A 19,986-nucleotide genomic window follows, 5' to 3' on the forward strand; every position below is an offset into this window, starting at 1 on the left:
TCTTACAAAACAATAGAAAATAGCTAATACTTATGACTGTCTAATTACTAATTAGGCAGTCTTTTTTTAGTTCAAAAAACATGGCCGATTTATAAAGAAATATTATTAAAAATTTTATACTTTTTTAATAATTTGTTTAGAAGGAGTTTTCATTTAAGGATTAACATAGATTTCATACCAACAATGGTCTAACTTATATGCAAGATTGGAGGAAAATTTCCCAGGAATAAAGTGATATTTTCATGGTGATTAGGAATGGAAAAGGAGGACGTTATATTTTATGTGGAAGTTACTTGCAGTAATAACCAGCTGCATACTTTTGCTAAATGGATGTGCCTCATTTGCTAAGGGGGAAGAAAAAGTGAACGAACAGTTATTTCAAGCAGCTAAACGAGGAGAAACTGATATCGTTAAGAAGTTGATTGAGAATGGTGCGAATATTAATGCACAGAATTCTAATGGACAAACTGCCACGATGATTGCAACTTATCATAATGATATCAAAACTGCAAAAGTACTGATTGATGCAGGCGCAGATGTGAATATTCGAGATCATATGAAAAACAATCCCTTTTTATATGCCGGTGCTGAAGGCTTTATTGATATTCTAAAACTTACAATAAAAGCTGGTGCTGACCCAACCATTACGAATCGGTATGGTGGAACAGCATTGATTCCCGCTTCAGAACATGGATATGTAAATGTGGTCAATGAACTTCTAACTAATACTGAGATTGATGTTAATCATGTTAATAATTTAGGTTGGACGGCCCTTTTGGAAGCAATTATTTTGAACGATGGAAGTGAAAAACAACAGCAAACAGTACAATTGCTTATTGAGAATGGAGCAGATGTTAATTTGTCTGATCGTGAAAATGTTAGCCCTTTACAGCATGCACATGAAAGAGGTTATAAAGAAATCGAAGAGATTTTGCTAGAAGCAGGTGCTAAATAAGGTAAGTTTTTGAATAAATGGAGAACATATAAAAAACGATAAAATGAACATTGAGGAGACAATTAAAATGAATAATAAAACAAAAACAATTTCATCTATATTACTAGGATTAACATTAGTAGTAACAGGTTGCAATACAGCTGCTAACGCACAAGTAGAGCATGGTAAACAAAAGCAAGAAAGAGTATACAAAGCTCCCAAAAAAGTAAAGAACAAATTAACAAAAGGCCAGGTAATGGCTAATATTTTAAGTAGTACAAACTGGCAAGGTACAAGAGTTTATGATAAAAATCATCATGATTTAACAAAAGAGAACGCAAATTTTATTGGACTTGCTAAATATGATGCAAAATCGGGAAGATACGAATTTTTTGATGCAAAAACAGGTGAAAGTCGTGGGGATAAAGGAACATTCTTTATTACAAATGATGGTAAAAAACGAATTTTAATTTCTGAATCAATGAATTACCAAGCTGTAGTCGATATGACAAAACTTAATAAAAACGTATTTACTTATAAAAGAATGGGGAAAGATGCAAACGGTAATGATGTAGAGGTATATGTTGAACATGTTCCTTATAAAGAAAAACAGCTTTCTTTTACAGATCCTGATAAAAAATTAGATTCTAAAACAGGCGAGATTGTAAAAAAAGTTGATGGAGATAAAATATTAGGTAGAACACTTTGGAATGGTACAAAAGTATTAGATGAACAAGGAAATGACGTAACGAAATATAATATGAATTTTATTAGTCTTGCAAAATTTGATGGATTCTCTAATAAATATGAATTTTTCAATCTTGAAACAGGTAAAAGCCGTGGTGACTATGGATATTTCGATATTGCCCACGAAAATAAAATTAGAGCACATGTTTCAATCGGAGCAAATAAGTATGGTGCTGTTCTTGAATTGACTGAGCTTAATAATAATAAATTTACTTACAAAAGAACAGGTAAAGACAAAGATGGTAAGGATATAACTGTATTTGTTGAGCATGAACCTTATAAAGGCAATTTTAAACCAATGTTTAGTTTCTAATAAACTAAAAAAAGGATGGAGAAATCCATTCCTTTTTTTGTTAAAAATGTTAGATTTTTAAAGTTTATATCAAAATTACCCCAATACAATTAGTATCTTAATACTTGATTTCGAAGGTACTCATACCTAGAATTAGCTAAATTATTGGTATTTTTAGCATTCTTTTTTGGATGAAAATGATAAAATTCCCCCAATAGTATTGAACGGTATTATCTTGTTTAATTAAAATGTGGATTGATTTTCACATATTTAAAACGAAATTATTATCTGACAACTTCCAATCGATCATTTAAAAAGGGGAATTCAAATGGAAAGCAATTCTATATATTACAATGGCAGTGTACCAGAATATGAAGTACCAATAGAAATTGGGAAACAAAAAGACTATGACGATATCTTAGATGAAGAAGAATCAAAAATAAACGATGAGAGAAAACATCATTGTTAATCCGTATATAATTGAGTAAATATAAATTGCAAAAGCTTGTAGACAGTGGGATTTTCCCGAAGTTTACAAGCTTTTTTGATTATATACTCATAACAATAGTCGAACTAATCACAGAAAACCCCCTCAATACATACAATAAATGGGCACAAATACAATATTTTTCATCTTAAAAGGATGTGAGGACGATTTATCCATTAAATAATTATAACTTAACAGGTATGCGATATGATTATTCAACCCCTCAATATCAAAGTGCTTTCCAATCACGCAATATGAATACTAATTATACGATTAAAGCAACAGGAAAAGGTGAAGTATCAGTAAAGCCCGATCAGTCGTTTGTACTATTAGGATCAGTAGTAGAAGATATGAAAGTACAAACGGCTCAAACAGAGAATGCAATCATTTCGAATAAGATTATAGAAGCATTAAAAGGTATAGGAATTAAACAGGACGAAATTGAAACGAATTCGTATACAATCGACCGAATTGTTGATTACCAAGATTCTCAACAAATTTTTAAAGGATATCGGGTGAGCCATATTTTAAAAGTTATCGTAAAGGATCTTGCAAATATTGGGAAAGTGATTGATGTTGCAGTTGAAAATGGAGCAAATGAAGTACGAAATCTTACATTCGAAGTATCTAATCCCGAACCGTATTACGGAGAAGCATTACAAAAGGCCACTTTAAATGCAAAAATGAATGCCGAAAACATCGCGAAATCCCTAGGGTTATCGATTAATAACATACCAATTTGGTTGGCTGAAGAAGGGATTCAAGTTGTACGGCCGATGTCATCATTAACAATGACTTCAGCAGCATTCAGCGGTCCAACTACACCAATTCAAGAGGGTCAAATAAAAATAACTGCTTCAGTGCAGGCAATGTTTAATTATGTAAATTATTAAACGTTTAAAATTCGAATTAGACAGAAATATATAAAATTAACATTTTGATTGTTAATTTAAAAATATAGAGATATAATAAATCCGGATGATATGGAAACATAATAATCTATTTGTTATGGATCTATTAAATTCATTTAACTTAAATTGGATTGGTATTTTAGTAAATTTTTTTGCTAATTAACTATTCCACCAAGAAGACAGTAAGCCTATGAATCGGCTAATTGTCTTCCTGGTGGAATTTTTTTTTCAATAGAGTGGGAAGTGAAGTTATTTTGTGAAAAATGTATTAGAAACTAAGATAATATTCATCGTCTAAGTAAATAGGTTAAAGAATACTGTGCAAAGATAAGCTATAACATTTAAAAATTGAAATTGAGGCGAATAAGTAATGTCAAAAAAAATACATGAATTTAATGATATGATGAGAAAACTTCGGAAAGATTTGTTTGGAAAAGGTCCAGAGCGAATTCATACAGTGTTCGTTGAAAACATGGCTGTTTCAACTTTATATGGTAATTTAACTCCAACTGAAAAATTTATTTCCGGAACAATGAACGGGGCAGAAATGGTTCATACTGCACGAACAAAAATGATTCAAGAATTATATTTAAATAACCCACCAGAAGGTTTAGAAGAACTTGTGGGCGCAAAATTAGTCCATCTATTTTCAGATATGAAAGTTGAAGAAAATATAGGCATTTCGGTTTTTGTATTTGATCGCAATATTATATAGAAGAAGCGAAAATGATTAGTGTTTATCAATTGTATTTAAAAAAGCTTATTATATGGGACAAAAAACCGGGGGAGACAAATGATTGGAACGAGTTGGTTTAAAAATCGAAAATTGTTGATCAAGCTTTATCAAATGTTATTAAATATATCTTTATTATTACTGAGCTTGATTCTTGCGTATTTCCTTTTCAGAGAACTTTATTATATTTTTAACGATATTTTATTGCGAAATAAAAATGTTCATCAGATTTTTAGTAAAGTTTTAATATTTTTCTTATATTTTGGATTTATATCAATTATTGTTCAATATTTCAAAGAAAATTATCATTTTCCAATACGCTATCTTCTATATATAGGGATTACTGCTACTATTCGTTTTATTATTGTAAATAATGGAGAATCGGCTCATAATTTTTGGTTAGCAATTATAATTTTAGTGCTTACAATTAGCTATATTATTTTACCTTTTGGGGAAATGAGAAATGGATAATTTACATTAATTAAGAGCAGAAAAAGTTAACTAAAAATAAAGCAGTTTAACCCAACCTTAAGGTTGAGTTAATGTAAATATACTTGGTGGACAGTATTAATAGATCAACTTGAACAACTTGAACTAGAACACGAAGAGTGAGAACTAGAACATGAGGAATGTGATGAACTAGAGCATGAAGAGTGTGAGTTATTATGATGACTATCACTCTTGTTTGAACAATCAATTGAACTTTCATTTAATGCAAAAAAAGAGTTTGTAGCTAAAAATGTTGAATTAATATGACCATCATCTGATTTTTTGTTAGAAGCTGAACGAATAGCTGAACTTGGGTAAGATTTTTGTGATTGGTGTTTAGTTCTTGCTTCTTCATTTTCTTTTTCTACTGAATTTTTTTGAATTCTAGTAAACTCATTTAAAAAATTATTTTTAGTTTGCGAGTTTAAATGTGAAACGAAACTATTTGTTTGAATTGTTTTACTCGATAAATATTCTTGAACTTTAGTGTTTTTATAATTAACAACTAAATTTCCTAAGACATAAGTATTTACAGATGTCGTTTCAAACAAAGTATTATATAACAAATTATAAACAGCCCTAGCATCGCTTCTATCGGTTATGGTTACACCATCTTTATGAACATTTGGTTCATGGTGTACCATTTCATCACAAAAAGCCTTGCAGAAGTTATGATAGCTTTTCGTAAATAAAATCATTTCGTGCCAGATTTTATCAACTTCTTGACTATACATTGGAACGTTTTCAAAGATTGCTGCCATTAAGAAAAAGCGCTTTAATTCTCTTTCCATAAAGGAATACTTTTCATTGCTCCAATCTTCTTTTTCCATAACTCTTTCTTTAACATTAGCTAGGAAACCCATTTTCCATGCTTTTTCTAGTCTAGAAACGAACGATAAATTAGCGAAGTTGGATTTTACTTTTAAGTTGTTTGTATTACACTGATTATAAAGAACGTTATAGTATGCATTATCATTATTTAAATTCCTTTTAAAAATTGTTTCGAAAAATTTTTTCATATTAACCTCCTTTTATTTTTAATACAATTATATAATTAAAAAATTAACAAAAGAAGAAAATTGTTAAGATAAGGAAATACTTTGGCTATTAACACCTTGTATAAGATTAGGGGACAGGGACCAATTGGCAGACGTTTATATCATTAATAGTATGATCATTATTTATTAACTTCGCATTTATTTCAATTAACTGCGAAGTTTTTTGCTGTTGTAAAAATATGGTACAATCTATTTATTATTTACATTTTTTTAAGACCAAATCTCCAGCGGAGAAAGATGATTTTGATCTGGTTTGTTTTTTTAGGTAATTACAATTTGTTTGGAGGGTTTCAGGAGATGACAAAAGAACAAGTAATACCTGTTGTATCAGGGCAAAGGATTACTCCATTTCTTACGTTTAGTGGCAATGCGGAAGAAGCTATGAATTATTATGTTCGTATTTTTCCGAATTCAAAACTCGTTTCTCTTCGAAGATTTACGAAAGAAGACCGAGGTGTAGAGGGGAAAATCATGAATGGCATCATTGAAATTTTAGGGCAGTCTTTTATGGTTTTGGATATGGAAAAAGAACATTGTCCTGAATTTACTTGGGCAGTTTCCTTTTACTTAGAATGCAATGACGATGCGGAGTTTGATTTAATTTTTGGTGGCTTGAAGAGTGATGGGAAAGTACTTATGGGGCCAGTAGAGATGAATGATTTTAGTAAGGTTACATGGGTGACTGATTGTTTTGGTGTTACATGGCAGCTAGTGTTAAGAAAAAAATCTTAACAACCTGTGATTTATACGTTATTCAACATGTTATTTTTATTATTAATAAATGAGAAATGGATAAGTTTTTTTGAATAATAATATACCGTTAAATATTTTGAATATTTACACAAATTTTAATAAAAAAATATTTTTTAAAAATAATAATCTGAATATATTGAAGTTTACTAATTGTTGGCATATAATGTAATCAGATACTAGTTTATTAGAGAAAGTAAGTAAGAGGTATTAGCGATATGGCAGAGCAAAGTCAACGAATTGGTCGAACAGCTATGATGCTCGCTTTGACCGATCATGAAGAAGAATTAATGAAGAATGAAAACGTAGTATGGTGTGTAGGTAAGGTCGGTACAATGGATTCCCAAAAGGTCGTTGCTGCGATTGAAACCGCTGCCAAACAAAATGGTGTAATCAATGGAGCTCTATATAGAGAAGTTCATTCATTATATCATGCAACACTTGAAGCAATTCAAGGCGTAACAAGAGGTCATGTTCAATTAGGTGATGTTCTTAGAACAGTAGGACTGAGATTTGCTGTTGTTAGAGGAAAGCCTTATAAAAACGTGAACGAGGGCGACTGGATAGCAGTTGCACTATACGGAACGATTGGTGCTCCAATTAAAGGATCGGAGCATGAATCAGCAGGACTTGGCATTAATCACATATAATCGCCCATAGTTTATTAGATGATAGGGGGCTATGATTCGTAAGTTACTATTTACGTCTCATAGCCTCTTTCTGTGCTTTTTTTGACAAAATTCGGAGGTGTTTTTTTAATGGTAACTTTAACTGGTAATAGCTTAACAATGGAACAAATGAAAAGTATTTTATTCGATAAGGCATATGTAAAAGCAGGAGAAGAGAGCTTAGTTGCAGTAAAAGCATGTAGAGAAAAGGTTGAAGAAATCGTAAATAATGGCAAAGTTGTTTATGGTATTACAACAGGTTTTGGTAAATTTAGTGATGTATTAATTGAAAAAGAAAATGTTTCAACACTTCAATATAACTTAATAGCTTCACATGCATGTGGTGTTGGTGAACCGTTCCCTGAATTAGTTTCAAGAGCGATGTTAGTACTTCGTGCAAATACAATGTTAAAAGGTCACTCTGGTGTACGTTTAGTAGTAGTTGAAAAATTACTTTCATTAATTAATGCTCAAATTCACCCAGTTATCCCATCTCAAGGATCATTAGGTGCAAGCGGAGACTTAGCTCCTTTATCTCACTTAGCGCTAGTTTTACTTGGTGAAGGTGAAGTTTTCTATAAAGGAAAACGTATGGAAACAGCAGAAGCTTTAGCAAAAGAAGGAATTTTACCAATTACTCTAGAAGCTAAAGAAGGTTTAGCTTTAATTAATGGTACTCAAGCAATGACAGCAATGGGAATTCTTACTTATCTTGAAGGTGAAGAATTAGCTTATCAAAGTGAATTAATTTCATCTATTACATTTGAAGCATTAAATGGTATTACAGATGTTTTCGATGAAAGAATTCATATTGCTCGTGGTTATAAAGAACAAATTGAAGTAGCAGAACGTTACCGCAATATTTTAGCAACAAGTCAATTAACGACAAGACAAGGTGAAATCCGAGTTCAAGACGCTTATACATTAAGATGTATCCCTCAAGTTCATGGAGCAAGCTGGCAAGTTCTGAACTATGCAAAAGAAAAATTAGAAATCGAAATGAATGCAGCTACTGATAATCCATTATTATTCGGTGATGATGTATTCTCTGGTGGGAATTTCCATGGTCAACCAATCGCATTTGCAATGGACTTCTTTAAATTAGGTGTTGCTGAGTTAGCGAATATTTCAGAAAGACGTATTGAGCGTTTAGTTAACCCGCAATTAAATGATTTACCACCATTTTTAAGTCCAGAACCAGGATTACAGTCTGGTGCAATGATTATGCAATATGTGGCGGCTGCTTTAGTTTCTGAAAATAAAACATTAGCACATCCAGCAAGTGTTGACTCAATTCCTTCTTCAGCAAACCAAGAAGACCATGTAAGTATGGGTACAATCGGTGCACGTCATGCATACCAAATTCTTCAAAATGCTAGAAGAGTTTTAGCAATCGAATGTATTTGTGCAATGCAAGGCGTTGAATACAAAGGAATTGAAAAAATGTCTGAAACAACTAGAAAGTTTATGGAAGATGCACGTAAAACAGTTCCATCAATTACTAGAGATCGCGTATTCTCAAAAGACATTGAAAAATTAACAACTTATTTAAAAGAAAATTTCATAGCAAAAAACTATACAAAACAAACACAAATATAAGAAGAGGTGGAAATAAAATGGAAATCACAAAAGGATCTTTAAAAGCTCCAAGAGGTACTGAATTAAACACTAAAGGTTGGATTCAAGAAGCAGCACTTCGTATGTTATTAAACAACTTAGACGAAGAAGTAGCAGAAAGACCAGAAGATTTAGTTGTATACGGTGGAATCGGTAAAGCAGCAAGAAACTGGGAAAGCTTTGATGCAATTATTGAATCATTAAAGAAATTAGAGAGCGATGAAACATTATTAGTTCAATCAGGTAAACCAGTTGCAGTATTTAAATCTCACGAAGATGCACCACGAGTTTTATTAGCAAACTCAAACTTAGTTCCAAAGTGGGCAACTTGGGAACACTTCCGTGAATTAGATGAAAAAGGTTTAATGATGTACGGTCAAATGACTGCTGGTAGCTGGATTTACATCGGTACACAAGGAATCTTACAAGGTACTTATGAAACATTTGGTGAAGCTGCTAAACAACATTTCGATGGAAGCTTAAAAGGTACAATTACAATTACTGCAGGTCTTGGTGGTATGGGTGGAGCTCAACCTCTAGCTGTAACAATGAATGGTGGAGTTGTAATCGGTATTGATGTAGATGAAACTAGAATTCAACGTCGTATTGACACTAGATATTGTGATGTATTGACTCACGATTTAGAGGAAGCATTACAACTTGCTACTGAAGCTAAAAACGAAGGAAGAGCTTTAGCAATCGGATTAGTAGGTAATGCTGCTGAAATTTTACCTCAATTAGTTGAACGTAATTTTGTACCAGATTTAATTACTGATCAAACTTCAGCACATGATCCATTAAATGGTTATTTACCAATCGGAATGACAATGGAAGAAGGAAAGAAACTTCGTGCCCAAAATCCAGATGAAGTAATTAAACGTGCAAAACATAGTATGGCAGTTCATGTTGAAGCAATTTTAGCGATGCAACAACGAGGTGCACTCGCATTTGATTACGGTAATAATATTCGTCAAGTTGCATTAGATGAAGGCGTTAAAAATGCATTTGATTTCCCAGGTTTCGTACCTGCATTTATTCGTCCATTATTCTGTGAAGGTAAAGGTCCTTTCCGTTGGGTAGCACTTTCTGGTGATCCAGAAGATATTTACAAAACAGACGAAGTAATTTTACGTGAATTTGCTGATAACGAGCATTTATGTAACTGGATCCGTATGGCTCGTGAAAAGGTTGCGTTCCAAGGTTTACCATCACGTATTTGTTGGTTAGGCTACGGTGAGCGTGCTAAATTCGGTAGAATCATTAACGAAATGGTTAAAAATGGCGAATTAAAGGCTCCAATCGTAATCGGTCGTGACCACTTAGATTGTGGATCAGTAGCATCTCCAAATCGTGAAACAGAAAGCATGAAAGATGGTAGTGATGCAGTAGCTGACTGGCCAATCCTAAATGCACTTATTAATGGTGTAAATGGCGCGAGCTGGGTAAGTGTACACCACGGTGGTGGAGTAGGTATGGGGTACTCTTTACATGCAGGTATGGTAATCGTTGCTGACGGTACTGATGCAGCTGCAAAACGTATCGAAAGAGTATTAACTTCAGATCCAGGAATGGGTGTAGTTCGTCACGTTGATGCAGGTTATGATTTAGCTGTTGAAACTGCGAAAGCAAAAGGCGTAAACATCCCAATGATGAAGTAGGTGTTAGAATTGAAAGCAGATATTCTATTAACAAATATTGGTCAATTATTAACAATGGATCATGGTGATGGTCCAATTCATGGAAAAGACATGAGTAATCTACCTGTTCTAGAAAATGCAGAAATTGCATGGAAAGATGGGCAAATTATTTATATCGGACAAATGAACGAACAGAAAATTGATGCAAAAGAAGTAATTGATTGCCAGGGAAAACTAGTCACTCCAGGATTAGTTGACCCTCATACTCACGTGGTCTTTGGAGGATCACGTGAGCATGAAGTTAGTTTGAAATTACAAGGTGCTTCTTATTTAGAAATATTAGAAATGGGTGGCGGGATCCATTCTACTGTAGGTCAAACTAAATTATCTTCTCATAAAGATTTAAAAAAGAAAACGATTCATCACTTAAACAGAATGCTTTCATTCGGTGTAACAACAGTTGAAGCTAAAAGTGGTTATGGACTTGATGAAGAAACTGAATTAAAACAACTTCGAGTTGCTAAAGAATTACAAGCCGAGCATGATATTGATTTAGTTTCAACTTTCTTAGGTGCGCATGCAGTACCAAAGGAGTATAAAGGAAATGAAGAAGCTTTCTTAGAAAAAATGCTTTCTTTATTAGATGTAATTAAAGAAGAAGAACTTGCTGAATTTGTAGATGTATTCGCTGAAACAGGTGTATTTTCAGTAGAACAATCAAGAGAATTTTTATTAAAAGCAAAAGAACAAGGCTTTAATGTTAAAATTCATGCTGATGAAATCGATCCCCTAGGTGGCACTGAAATGGCAGCTGAAATTGGCGCTATTTCTGCTGATCATCTATGTGGAGCATCTGAAAAAGGTGTAGAAATGCTTGGTAAGAGCAACACAATTGGTGTCATTTTACCGGGAACTACTTTCTATTTAAATAAACCTGAATTTGCACCTGCACGAGCGATGATTGAAAATAACGTAGCAGTTTCATTAGCAACTGACTTCAACCCAGGAAGCTGCCCGACTGAAAATTTACAATTAATCATGACAATCGCAATGCTTAAACTAAAAATGACGCCTGAAGAAATTTGGAATGCCGTTACGATTAACTCATCACATGCGATTAAACGTGGAGACCAAGCTGGTAAATTAATAATTGGTCGTAAGGCAGATGTCGTTATTTGGAATGTACCAAACTATACTTATGTACCTTACCATTTTGGTGTAAATCATGTAGAATCAGTATTTAAGAATGGTAAATTAGTAGTAAGTAGGGGTGAACACGATGTCGCTTTCACATCTTAAAAAAGCAGGGGATGCAATTTTCATTGATTCAAAAGTAACAAAAGCCAATGAAATCATCTCTGCATGGAATGGAACAGAAGCATCAAATTTCTCAATTATCGGTGTGCCATTATCTAAAACATCAATTAGTCATTCAGGCGCAAGCTTCGCACCTGCTTCAATTCGAAAAATGCTAAGTAGCTACAGCACTTATCATATTGAAGACCAAATTGATTTAAAAGATTATAAGGTAACTGATTTTGGTGATATTACGATGCATGTGACTGATTTTGAAGAGTCTAGAAATCGTATTAAATCAACAATCTCTGAATTGCTAGGTCAATACAAAGAAACGATGCCAATCATTTTAGGTGGGGATCACGGAATTAGCTTTCCAAGCATTTCAGCTTTTGCAAAAGAACGAGGAACAGTAGGAGTTATCCAATTTGATGCTCATCATGACTTAAGAAATACTGAAGATGGTGGACGTTCAAACGGTACACCTTTCCGAAGCTTGATTGACGAAGGCATTCTAAAAGGTGAACACTTAGTTCAAATTGGAATCAGAAATTTCTCAAATAGTGCTCCATACACTGAATTCGGTGTTAATAACGGAGTAACAATCTATTCAATGCGTGATGTTCGTGAATTAGGAATCTCAAAAGTTATTAAAGAGAGCATCAACCATTTAGTAGACAAAGTAGATGCAATTTATATTAGCCTAGATATGGACGTATTAGACCAAGCCTTTGCTCCTGGTTGCCCAGCAATTGGACCTGGAGGAATGGACAGTCAAACTCTATTAGATGGCATCTGTTATCTAGCATCACATCCTAAAGTTTGTGGAATGGACATTGTTGAGCTTGACCCAACAATCGATTTCCGTGACATGACAAGCAGAATCGCAGCACATGTTATCTTAAACTTTCTTGTTGAGAAGGTTAAGTTGTTAAATAAGTAAAATGTGAAACTCGTAAACTTTGTTGTTTGCGAGTTTTTTTTGTTTTTTATAGGCAGGGGGGAGATAAAGGTTGAGGTGTAAATAAGAGCTTGTGAGCTGCAAATAAGGGTCGAAGTGCAAATAAAAGATGTGAGACTGTAAATAAAAGATTAAACAGTGCAAATAAGAGTGCCTGGGCTGCAAATAAGGATCGAGGTGCAAAAAAGATAAGAGTGACTGCAAATAAAACTTGTAACACTGCAAATCAGGTTAAAATTAACCAAAGTGCAAATAAACTTTGAACAAACGTTCTAAAATAACAAATCATGAAGTTTTTAGTTCTTTTAAACCAAAATATCGATATTTGATAGCACCAAGCATGCTTGTTATAATTAAAATAAGAACAAATATTCGATTTCGTTATTAGAGAGAAGTATAAGATTAAAAAATGTCTAAACGAATTAGGAGGAACGGCTTTGTCAAATAGCATAAAACAAAGAAAAATAATTTTAGATCTAGCGGTTACATTAGATGGTTATATAGAAGGGAAAAACGGAGAAATTGATTGGTGCATAATGGATCCTGAAATGGAATTCACAAATTTCTTGAATCAAATTGATACGATTTTATATGGTCGAAAAAGCTATGATTTGTGGGGAAATTATATTCCAAATATAGATGACTCTGAATCTGATAAAGAAATGTGGAGTTTAGTTCATAGCAAGGAAAAATATGTGTTTTCCAGAACTCAATCAACAGATGAAAATAATGCAACATTTATAAATGAAAATATAATTGAAGAAGTAAATAAATTGAAGGAAAAGCCCGGCAAAGACATCTGGTTGTATGGAGGATCAAGCCTTATTACATCATTTATAAATTTAGGGCTAGTAGATGAATTTAGATTATCAATACATCCTGTTATATTGGGAGAAGGAAAACCATTATTTGTTGATATTAAACAGAGAAAGAATTTAATCATGATAAACACAAGAACGTTTTCTTCTGGAGTTGTGCAGGTAACATATCATTTAAATGAAGAATAAGTTTGTTAAGAGCAACATTTATATTTGGGGAATGACTTTACAGAAGATGCGAGGTATGTTTGACCGATATCTTAGTTGAATATAACGTTCTCTTCTATGAGGTGACAAGCTATGAGTGATGAAGTCAAAGAAGAAGGTAAAAAAGATCTCGAGGGTCTTCATGTCTTCTTATTTATTATCGTTTTTTCATATTTACAATACTTTTTTCATTTAGCCGATTTCATTATGTTAATTTTGTCTGTCCTCTATGTTTTTATCATTGTTTTATTTGTTGATAATGGAAAACTAAAGAAATCTTAATGTATTTTACTTTGTTACTATTTATTTATATTATCAATAAATTAATTTTTACTTAGGTATTGATAACTTATGTAGCTGAAGCATTTATTAATAGAACAACAAAAAGAGGATGATCTTAGGATCTTCCTCTTTTTTGCTAAAAGAATATTAGCAAAATGAATGTAAATAAAATTTTACTGTAATTTGCCAAAACAAACTATTGGTTTACTTTTATATTATTTTAAGAATAAATTAAGGACACTTTGCAAATTAGCATATATAATTAGAAAAGCCGAATCAATAGGCGTATGTGAAAATTAATAACAATATGGTTCAGTTGGAAAGTGAGTAAAATAATTATGAAATATGATTTAGTTTTTGATTTAGACGATACATTAATTCAAACCCAAGCCGCATTTCGGCATAATGTAGATTTATGTTCGAATCTAGTACATCAAGCGCTAGATGAAAAAGTAATAATAAATGACATTAAAGAAGTTTTTAATAAAATCGATCTGGAACTAATTAAAGAGATGGGTTTCAGTAAAGCCCGATATCCTTATGCATGGGAATCCACTTTAGATTTATGGGCAACACGATTTAATATAGAAATATCAAGTATTGTCAATGATCAATTACAATCATTAGCAAAAACGATATTTAAAGTAAATATTCCACTGCAAAGTGACACATTTATAATAGAAGAATTATCAAATCACAAAGATGTAGCAAGTATGACTATATTGACTTTGGGTGAAAAAGACGTTCAAACTAAGCGAGTAATGGAGACTGGCCTATTGCAACATTTTGACAACGTATTTATTACAAGTAAAAAAGATATAAATACCTATGTTGAGTTAAATGAAAAATTAAGTAATCCAGTAATGATCGGAAACTCTCTAAGAAGTGACATTGTACCTGCTTTAGATGCAGGAATGAAAGCAATTCATATAATTAGAGATTCATGGTCTTATGACGAAATTGAACATAATCACAAAATAGATAGTATTAAGTCTTTAGTTGAAATAAAATTACTTTTATTTGGTAATTTGGTAAAACTTTGAGGATTGTTTTTAGTCCATTTTAGTTATCGTTAGTTCAATTAACATCTCTTTCGAATATTTAATCATGCTGTTGAACTTATTCATGCAATAGTTCAACAACAAATGGAGGATGATCTTTAATGGATCATCCTCTATTTTACTTATGAGTGATAATTGAACTAGCATTTGGATAATATGATATCTTAATAATAAATAAACATCTTTGGGGAATTCAAATATGAATAACTTTAGTGTCAACATAGATTACAATGATAATCCGGATTTAGTATCAGAAAAAGAAATAAAAGGGCAGTTACCTACATATTGAACTTTTAAAAAAATTATTTGCGGAGGATAAATATGAATTTTGAACAAATGGAGCATATTGTCACTGTCGAAATTGAAAAGTCTATTACAAAAGCAGCAGAAAAACTATTTATATCTACTCCAGGTTTGAGTCAATCTATTACCCAACTTGAAAACGAGCTTGGAATAAAAATTTTTAATCGATCCAAAAAAAGTATTACGCCAACTTTTGAAGGTGAAATAGTGGTTTCAACAGCAAATTCAGTTCTGAAAACTATAGATGAAATGAATAAAAAACTGAACATTTATAAAAACAGTTATCAAATGCATTTAAAAGTAAAAATTGCACCTGCTTTTTTTATATACTTCAAGAATTTTTGGTAAAGCTTAAACTAGAAAATGAAGATTTAACCTTTGAATTAATTGAACAAAATCCTACAAAGATTATTGAGAATTTTAATAAGGAAGATTTTGATTTTGCGCTTATCTCTGCAACCGTTGATGAGTTGAAAAAAGGTAAAAATATTTCTTATAAGCACATTTACAAAGGACATATATGTATAGCAGTTGGAAGAAACTCACCCTTTTATACATTAGACTTTGTAACTCCAAGTGATCTAAAAAATACTAAATTAGTAACTTATGAAACATCTGATTATAACCAGATTTTAAAATTTACGAAAATAAACCCAGAGCAAGTGATAATTAGTTCAAATAGGACTAGCATGCTTTTTAAGCTAGTAAAAGAAAGTGATGCTTTATATATCTTCACGACTTTGCACTAAAGAATTTTCCAATGGTATTAAATGGAGATTTGAAAATAATCCCACTGAAGGATAAACAGATGCGATTATTCGAACTTGATTTTTGGCTAATCTATTTAGAAACAAAAGGTTTATCGAATTTGTATAATGAGTTTCTTGAAGATTTTATAGAACATTTTAAAAAAGTATAATTAATAAAAAGATAGTAATCAGTAAATATTTAAATGTAAAATCAGTTCTTTTTTATAAAAGATAATATTATCCTTCATCTAGGACTAATTAGTTTTACATCCTCCATCAATGGCAAAACTAATGATAAAAGGAGGATACAAAAGTGACTCAAGATCGATTTGAAGAAGCATATGAAATGTATAGAAATCAAAGTGATGACGAACAAATGATGGTAGAGGATTCAGTAAATCAGGACAAGGAGCATATTGTTGCTGTTCGTAAAAATGAAGATGGTGATTTAATTGGCTTCAGAACAAGTTTTAATCGTGAACTAGATTATCTTCAAGCTTTGCAGGAAGCAAAAAGTGGAAATTTAGCACATGTAGATGTAATTCATAAGTATGGTCGTGACATACTCAGAAGTGAACCGGATGGTATAGCAGAGAATAATTTGAGTAATTTACCAGAATTTTAAAATATGGATAAAAAAGAAAGCTCAGTACAAATTACTGAGCTTTTTACATTGTCAATTTTGAAAAACAAGAAAATAATTTAAATAGTTTTATTCATACTATTTCGAGCTATAAGAAGAAATATAACTTGTCCAAATTTTTGCTATTTAAAATTGATAGACCATTCTTAGACTTTAAGATTAACCAACAAGTACTTTAGATTAACTGCCAAGATTTCTTATTCTTGGTAATTGGAATTGTTCAGCGCTCGCTGCTTCCATTGCTCCTCCTTCGTTATGCTCGGAATTAGTTCGAATTCTGCTTCTATTAAGTCTACTGTCTCTAACTTTTACTCCTTGCTGTCCTCCTAATTCATCATTATTTTGTCCTGCAATGCCACTTCTTCCATTACCATCTGCAAATTGAGAATTGGTATTCGCAGTTTGACTATTATTTCTAGCGTTTTGTCCACCTTGATTTGCGTTCATTCCAACATTTCTATTGATCTGACCTCCGCCTTCTGCTCTTTGCTCGAGCTGGAAACGGACATCTTTAAGTTCAATGTTGAAAAAATTAAAATTGATTGAACCATCTTGATTAGCTGCTGCAAGCACCTCTTGAATTTCTTCTTTTAAAGCTTTGAAATCTTCAAATTCTGCTGCCATAGTAAAAAACACTCCTTTCTATCAATACTCTCACTATATTCAGTTTTAATAGTTTCTGATTAGACATTTAATAGATTCTTCAATTTTTTAAATACTTTAGAGAAAAAAGTTTATAGTAAATAATTTATTTCCCCTGAAATTCCCACTATAAAATGTTGTTTTTTCCAAGTAACAGGTACAAATTACACAGAATAATTCATTTTTTCACATTTAAATCATAGATTAGTAATGGAGTGTGATCTAGTTGAATCCTTTATTATTAAAAATAGTAAAATCATTTTGCGGTGTAATTGTTATCGATCTGTTATTACTTATTTATTGCTTGTTACTAGGTAGCTATTTTCATATTTTACATTCATTTACTTGGTTCGGATTTAACATAATTGTTTTACCTTTTAGCCTTTTAGCATTTATTATTTCAATTGTTTATTTTAGTAAAAAAATAGAAATTGAGGTATCAGAAGAAATTGATGATCTTGAAGAAATTGAAATTGAAATTGAAATTGAGCATTCAACAAGAATGGAAAAATACCATCAGGCAGAAAAAAATTGAACTGAGGTGGTAAAATGGACCTCGAAAATATTGTTTTACGAAATATTGAAGAGCGGATCAAACGGCTAAGAGCAAAACAAGATGAAGATGGTTCTTGGGAATTTTGTTTTGAAGGTTCAATAATAACGGATAGTTTTATGATTTTATTATTGAATGATCTTGAATACAAAAATCAAAAGGTGATTGATGGGATTATCGATCGTATCATCAATCTTCAACATCCTAATGGAGCTTGGAAATTATACGAAGATGAAAAAGATGGAAACATAAATGCAACAGTACAAGCTTACATAGCTCTATTAATCTCAAAAAAGTATTCAAAAGAACATTCAAGTATGAAGAAAGCTGAAAAATTTATACGTGAAAACGGTGGAATTAAAAAAACGCATTTTATGTTAAAAATGATTCTAGCTACTCATGGTTTGATTGAATATCCTAAATTATTTTACTTTCCAATGAGTTATTTTTTGCTACCGGATAAAATGCCGTTAAGTTTATTTGATCTAAGTAATTATGCTCGAGTTCATTTAGTTCCAATGATTCTTTGTATAAATAAGCGATTTAAAGTGAAATTGGATGAGGATCTAACTATCGATCATCTTCTGGAAACTAGTGAGGTAGAATGGTTTTACGAAGAGCGAGGAAGTTTTTATCAATTTTTACTTGAAGAAGGTAAGAAGCTAGCTTCATATCCTCTCTATTTTCACCAGAAAGGATATGAAAAGGCTGAAAGATTTATTCTGGATCGTATTGAAACAAATGGAACTTTTTTTAGCTATGCTAGTTCTACATTTTATATGATTTATGCTTTAATGGCTTTAGGCTATGAAGCAGCTTCATCTGTCATTCAAAATGCTCTACAAGGACTTCTTTCATATGCAGCCAATACTGAAGCGGGACTTCATATTCAAAATTCGCCATCAAAAGTTTGGGATACTGCATTATTGTCATATGCAATTCAAGAAGCTGGTCACCAGGTAAGTGATCCGATTGTTTCGAAATCAATAAAATACCTGATAAAGAAACAACAAAATATGAATGGTGACTGGAAGGTTCATGCTAAAAACTTAAGTCCTGGCGGTTGGGGTTTTTCTGATGTTAATTCTTTTATCCCAGATAATGATGATACAGGAGCAGTTTTAAGGGCGCTTGCAAGAAGTGCTTTGGATCAATCCACAATTCATGAAAGTTGGTTGAAGGGAGTTCATTTTTTACTTGGACTTCAAAATGACGATGGTGGATGGGGAGCATTCGAAAAAAATGTAACAAATAAGTGGTTAACATTTTTACCAATTGAAAATGCAAAAGATGCAATCATCGATCCTTCTACTCCAGATTTAACTGGACGAATATTAGAATTTATTGGACACTATACGACGATTTCAAACGATGATCCGATTGTGAAAAAGGCGGTTAATTGGCTTTTAAAAAACCAAAAAACAAATGGTAGTTGGTATGGTAGATGGGGTATTTGTTATATTTATGGGACTTGGGCAGCGATTACTGGTCTTCGAGCCGTGGGAATTCCTAAAAATCATGAGGCAATTAAAAAAGCGGAGAAATGGTTAGTTAGTATTCAAAATGAAGATGGAGGTTGGGGTGAATCAGGTCTTGCACCTGTAAAAAATAAATATATTCCATTAAAATATAGTACACCTAGTCAAACAGCGTGGGCAGTTGATACATTACTTTTAATTCGTAATAAAGAAGATGAAGTAATTAGAAAAGCGATTAAATTTTTAACTACTCAAAGTGAATTAACAAATAAATCATTAACTTATCCAACTGGATTAGGATTACCTGGTCAGTTTTATATTCACTATCATAGCTATAATGAAATTTATCCGCTATTAGCACTAGCACACTATAAAAATAGTTAAATAATACTATTATGTAAACAAAATAAATTTATTTTTGGAAATCTTTCCATAAATGTCTTTTCTTTATCATATAAATATAGTAAACTGATTTATATTAAATATAACTAAATAATCCTTATCGAGAGTGGTGGAGGGACTGGCCCTTTGAAACCCGGCAACTTTAGCGAAAGCTAAAAAGTGCTAAATCCAGCATGTTTAAAACATGAGAGATAAGGCGTGATCTGTACTTAAACGTCATTCTCTCATTTTTTTTGAGAGAATGACGTTTTTTATTTTATATAAACGG

22 protein-coding genes and 1 riboswitch are annotated in these 19,986 nt (G+C 32.0%); of the genes, 20 read left to right on the top strand and 2 right to left on the bottom strand.

Translation table 11 applies throughout. The annotated features are described in order from the left end of the window. Positions 1-280 precede the first annotated feature (280 nt). The 6 genes from CN946_RS01140 to CN946_RS01160 all read left to right on the top strand — a co-directional run bounded on the left by CN946_RS01140 (position 281) and on the right by CN946_RS01160 (position 4,575). Positions 281-955, top strand: a complete 675-nt coding sequence (locus CN946_RS01140; protein ID WP_098859539.1) for an ankyrin repeat domain-containing protein — start codon at positions 281-283, stop codon at positions 953-955. Between the two features lie 67 nt (positions 956-1,022). After that, the gene (locus tag CN946_RS01145; protein ID WP_098859540.1) at positions 1,023-1,994 is read left to right on the top strand and encodes a DUF4822 domain-containing protein; all 972 of its coding nucleotides are present in this window, start codon (positions 1,023-1,025) and stop codon (positions 1,992-1,994) included. 307 nt (positions 1,995-2,301) lie between these two features. Then, positions 2,302-2,442, top strand: coding sequence for a hypothetical protein (locus CN946_RS23265; RefSeq protein WP_176547161.1), 141 nt, complete (start codon positions 2,302-2,304; stop codon positions 2,440-2,442). A 176-nt stretch (positions 2,443-2,618) separates the two neighbouring features. Next, entirely contained in the window at positions 2,619-3,353 is a 735-nt protein-coding gene (locus tag CN946_RS01150) for an SIMPL domain-containing protein (RefSeq protein WP_141546840.1), read from the top strand. A 388-nt stretch (positions 3,354-3,741) separates the two neighbouring features. Beyond that, positions 3,742-4,086 (top strand): Na-translocating system protein MpsC family protein, encoded by a 345-nt coding sequence (locus tag CN946_RS01155; protein ID WP_097977583.1) that lies wholly within the window; start codon positions 3,742-3,744, stop codon positions 4,084-4,086. Positions 4,087-4,164: 78 nt separating this feature from the next. Next, positions 4,165-4,575: a phosphate-starvation-inducible protein PsiE gene (locus CN946_RS01160; protein ID WP_098859542.1), complete on the top strand. Its 411-nt coding sequence runs from the start codon at positions 4,165-4,167 to the stop codon at positions 4,573-4,575. Between the two features lie 104 nt (positions 4,576-4,679). Here the strand turns inward: CN946_RS01160 and CN946_RS01165 are convergent, their stop codons facing one another. Beyond that, the gene (locus CN946_RS01165) at positions 4,680-5,612 is read right to left on the bottom strand and encodes a glycine-rich domain-containing protein (protein ID WP_098859543.1); all 933 of its coding nucleotides are present in this window, start codon (positions 5,610-5,612) and stop codon (positions 4,680-4,682) included. 336 nt (positions 5,613-5,948) lie between these two features. Between CN946_RS01165 and CN946_RS01170 the strand changes: the two genes are divergently transcribed. The 12 genes from CN946_RS01170 (at position 5,949) to CN946_RS01225 (ending at position 16,625) form a co-directional block, all read left to right on the top strand. Then, on the top strand, positions 5,949-6,383 hold the full coding sequence (locus CN946_RS01170; protein WP_098859544.1) for a VOC family protein: 435 nt from the start codon (positions 5,949-5,951) through the stop codon (positions 6,381-6,383). A 236-nt stretch (positions 6,384-6,619) separates the two neighbouring features. Further along, positions 6,620-7,051 carry a histidine utilization transcription antiterminator HutP gene (gene hutP / locus CN946_RS01175; RefSeq protein WP_098859545.1) on the top strand — a complete coding sequence of 144 codons (432 nt, stop codon included), beginning with the start codon at positions 6,620-6,622 and terminating at the stop codon, positions 7,049-7,051. A 108-nt stretch (positions 7,052-7,159) separates the two neighbouring features. Then, positions 7,160-8,668, top strand: coding sequence for a histidine ammonia-lyase (gene hutH, locus CN946_RS01180; protein WP_098859546.1), 1,509 nt, complete (start codon positions 7,160-7,162; stop codon positions 8,666-8,668). Between the two features lie 17 nt (positions 8,669-8,685). Continuing rightward, positions 8,686-10,344, top strand: a complete 1,659-nt coding sequence (hutU, locus tag CN946_RS01185) for a urocanate hydratase (RefSeq protein ID WP_098859547.1) — start codon at positions 8,686-8,688, stop codon at positions 10,342-10,344. Positions 10,345-10,398: 54 nt separating this feature from the next. Beyond that, positions 10,399-11,622 (top strand): imidazolonepropionase, encoded by a 1,224-nt coding sequence (gene hutI / locus CN946_RS01190; RefSeq protein WP_218012626.1) that lies wholly within the window; start codon positions 10,399-10,401, stop codon positions 11,620-11,622. Next, positions 11,603-12,562, top strand: a complete 960-nt coding sequence (gene hutG, locus CN946_RS01195) for a formimidoylglutamase (protein WP_098859549.1) — start codon at positions 11,603-11,605, stop codon at positions 12,560-12,562. Before hutI ends, hutG begins: the two co-directional genes overlap by 20 nt. A gap of 455 nt (positions 12,563-13,017) precedes the next feature. Continuing rightward, the gene (locus CN946_RS01200; protein WP_098859550.1) at positions 13,018-13,587 is read left to right on the top strand and encodes a dihydrofolate reductase family protein; all 570 of its coding nucleotides are present in this window, start codon (positions 13,018-13,020) and stop codon (positions 13,585-13,587) included. A 111-nt stretch (positions 13,588-13,698) separates the two neighbouring features. Next, entirely contained in the window at positions 13,699-13,887 is a 189-nt protein-coding gene (locus CN946_RS01205; protein ID WP_098859551.1) for a hypothetical protein, read from the top strand. A 338-nt stretch (positions 13,888-14,225) separates the two neighbouring features. Then, complete coding sequence (locus tag CN946_RS01210) at positions 14,226-14,930, top strand: HAD family hydrolase (protein WP_098859552.1); 705 nt, start codon at positions 14,226-14,228, stop codon at positions 14,928-14,930. Positions 14,931-15,269: 339 nt separating this feature from the next. Beyond that, positions 15,270-15,599: a LysR family transcriptional regulator gene (locus CN946_RS01215; RefSeq protein WP_098859553.1), complete on the top strand. Its 330-nt coding sequence runs from the start codon at positions 15,270-15,272 to the stop codon at positions 15,597-15,599. Beyond that, positions 15,593-16,000 (top strand): LysR substrate-binding domain-containing protein, encoded by a 408-nt coding sequence (locus tag CN946_RS01220; RefSeq protein WP_176547162.1) that lies wholly within the window; start codon positions 15,593-15,595, stop codon positions 15,998-16,000. Before CN946_RS01215 ends, CN946_RS01220 begins: the two co-directional genes overlap by 7 nt. 376 nt (positions 16,001-16,376) lie before the next feature. Then, the gene (locus CN946_RS01225) at positions 16,377-16,625 is read left to right on the top strand and encodes a DUF3892 domain-containing protein (RefSeq protein WP_483295362.1); all 249 of its coding nucleotides are present in this window, start codon (positions 16,377-16,379) and stop codon (positions 16,623-16,625) included. Positions 16,626-16,823: 198 nt separating this feature from the next. Here CN946_RS01225 and CN946_RS01230 read toward each other — a convergent pair whose 3' ends face one another. After that, a complete protein-coding gene (locus CN946_RS01230) occupies positions 16,824-17,267 on the bottom strand; it encodes a hypothetical protein (RefSeq protein WP_286133779.1) in 444 nt (147 codons plus the stop codon). Positions 17,268-17,511: 244 nt separating this feature from the next. Between CN946_RS01230 and CN946_RS01235 the strand changes: the two genes are divergently transcribed. Next, the gene (locus CN946_RS01235) at positions 17,512-17,820 is read left to right on the top strand and encodes a hypothetical protein (RefSeq protein ID WP_098859556.1); all 309 of its coding nucleotides are present in this window, start codon (positions 17,512-17,514) and stop codon (positions 17,818-17,820) included. 14 nt (positions 17,821-17,834) lie between these two features. After that, entirely contained in the window at positions 17,835-19,700 is a 1,866-nt protein-coding gene (locus tag CN946_RS01240; RefSeq protein WP_098859557.1) for a terpene cyclase/mutase family protein, read from the top strand. 112 nt (positions 19,701-19,812) lie between these two features. Next, positions 19,813-19,916, top strand: a riboswitch (SAM riboswitch). Positions 19,917-19,986: the final 70 nt, after the last annotated feature.

The organism is Bacillus sp. AFS053548 (assembly GCF_002575105.1).
GTDB lineage: Bacteria > Bacillota > Bacilli > Bacillales > Bacillaceae_G > Gottfriedia.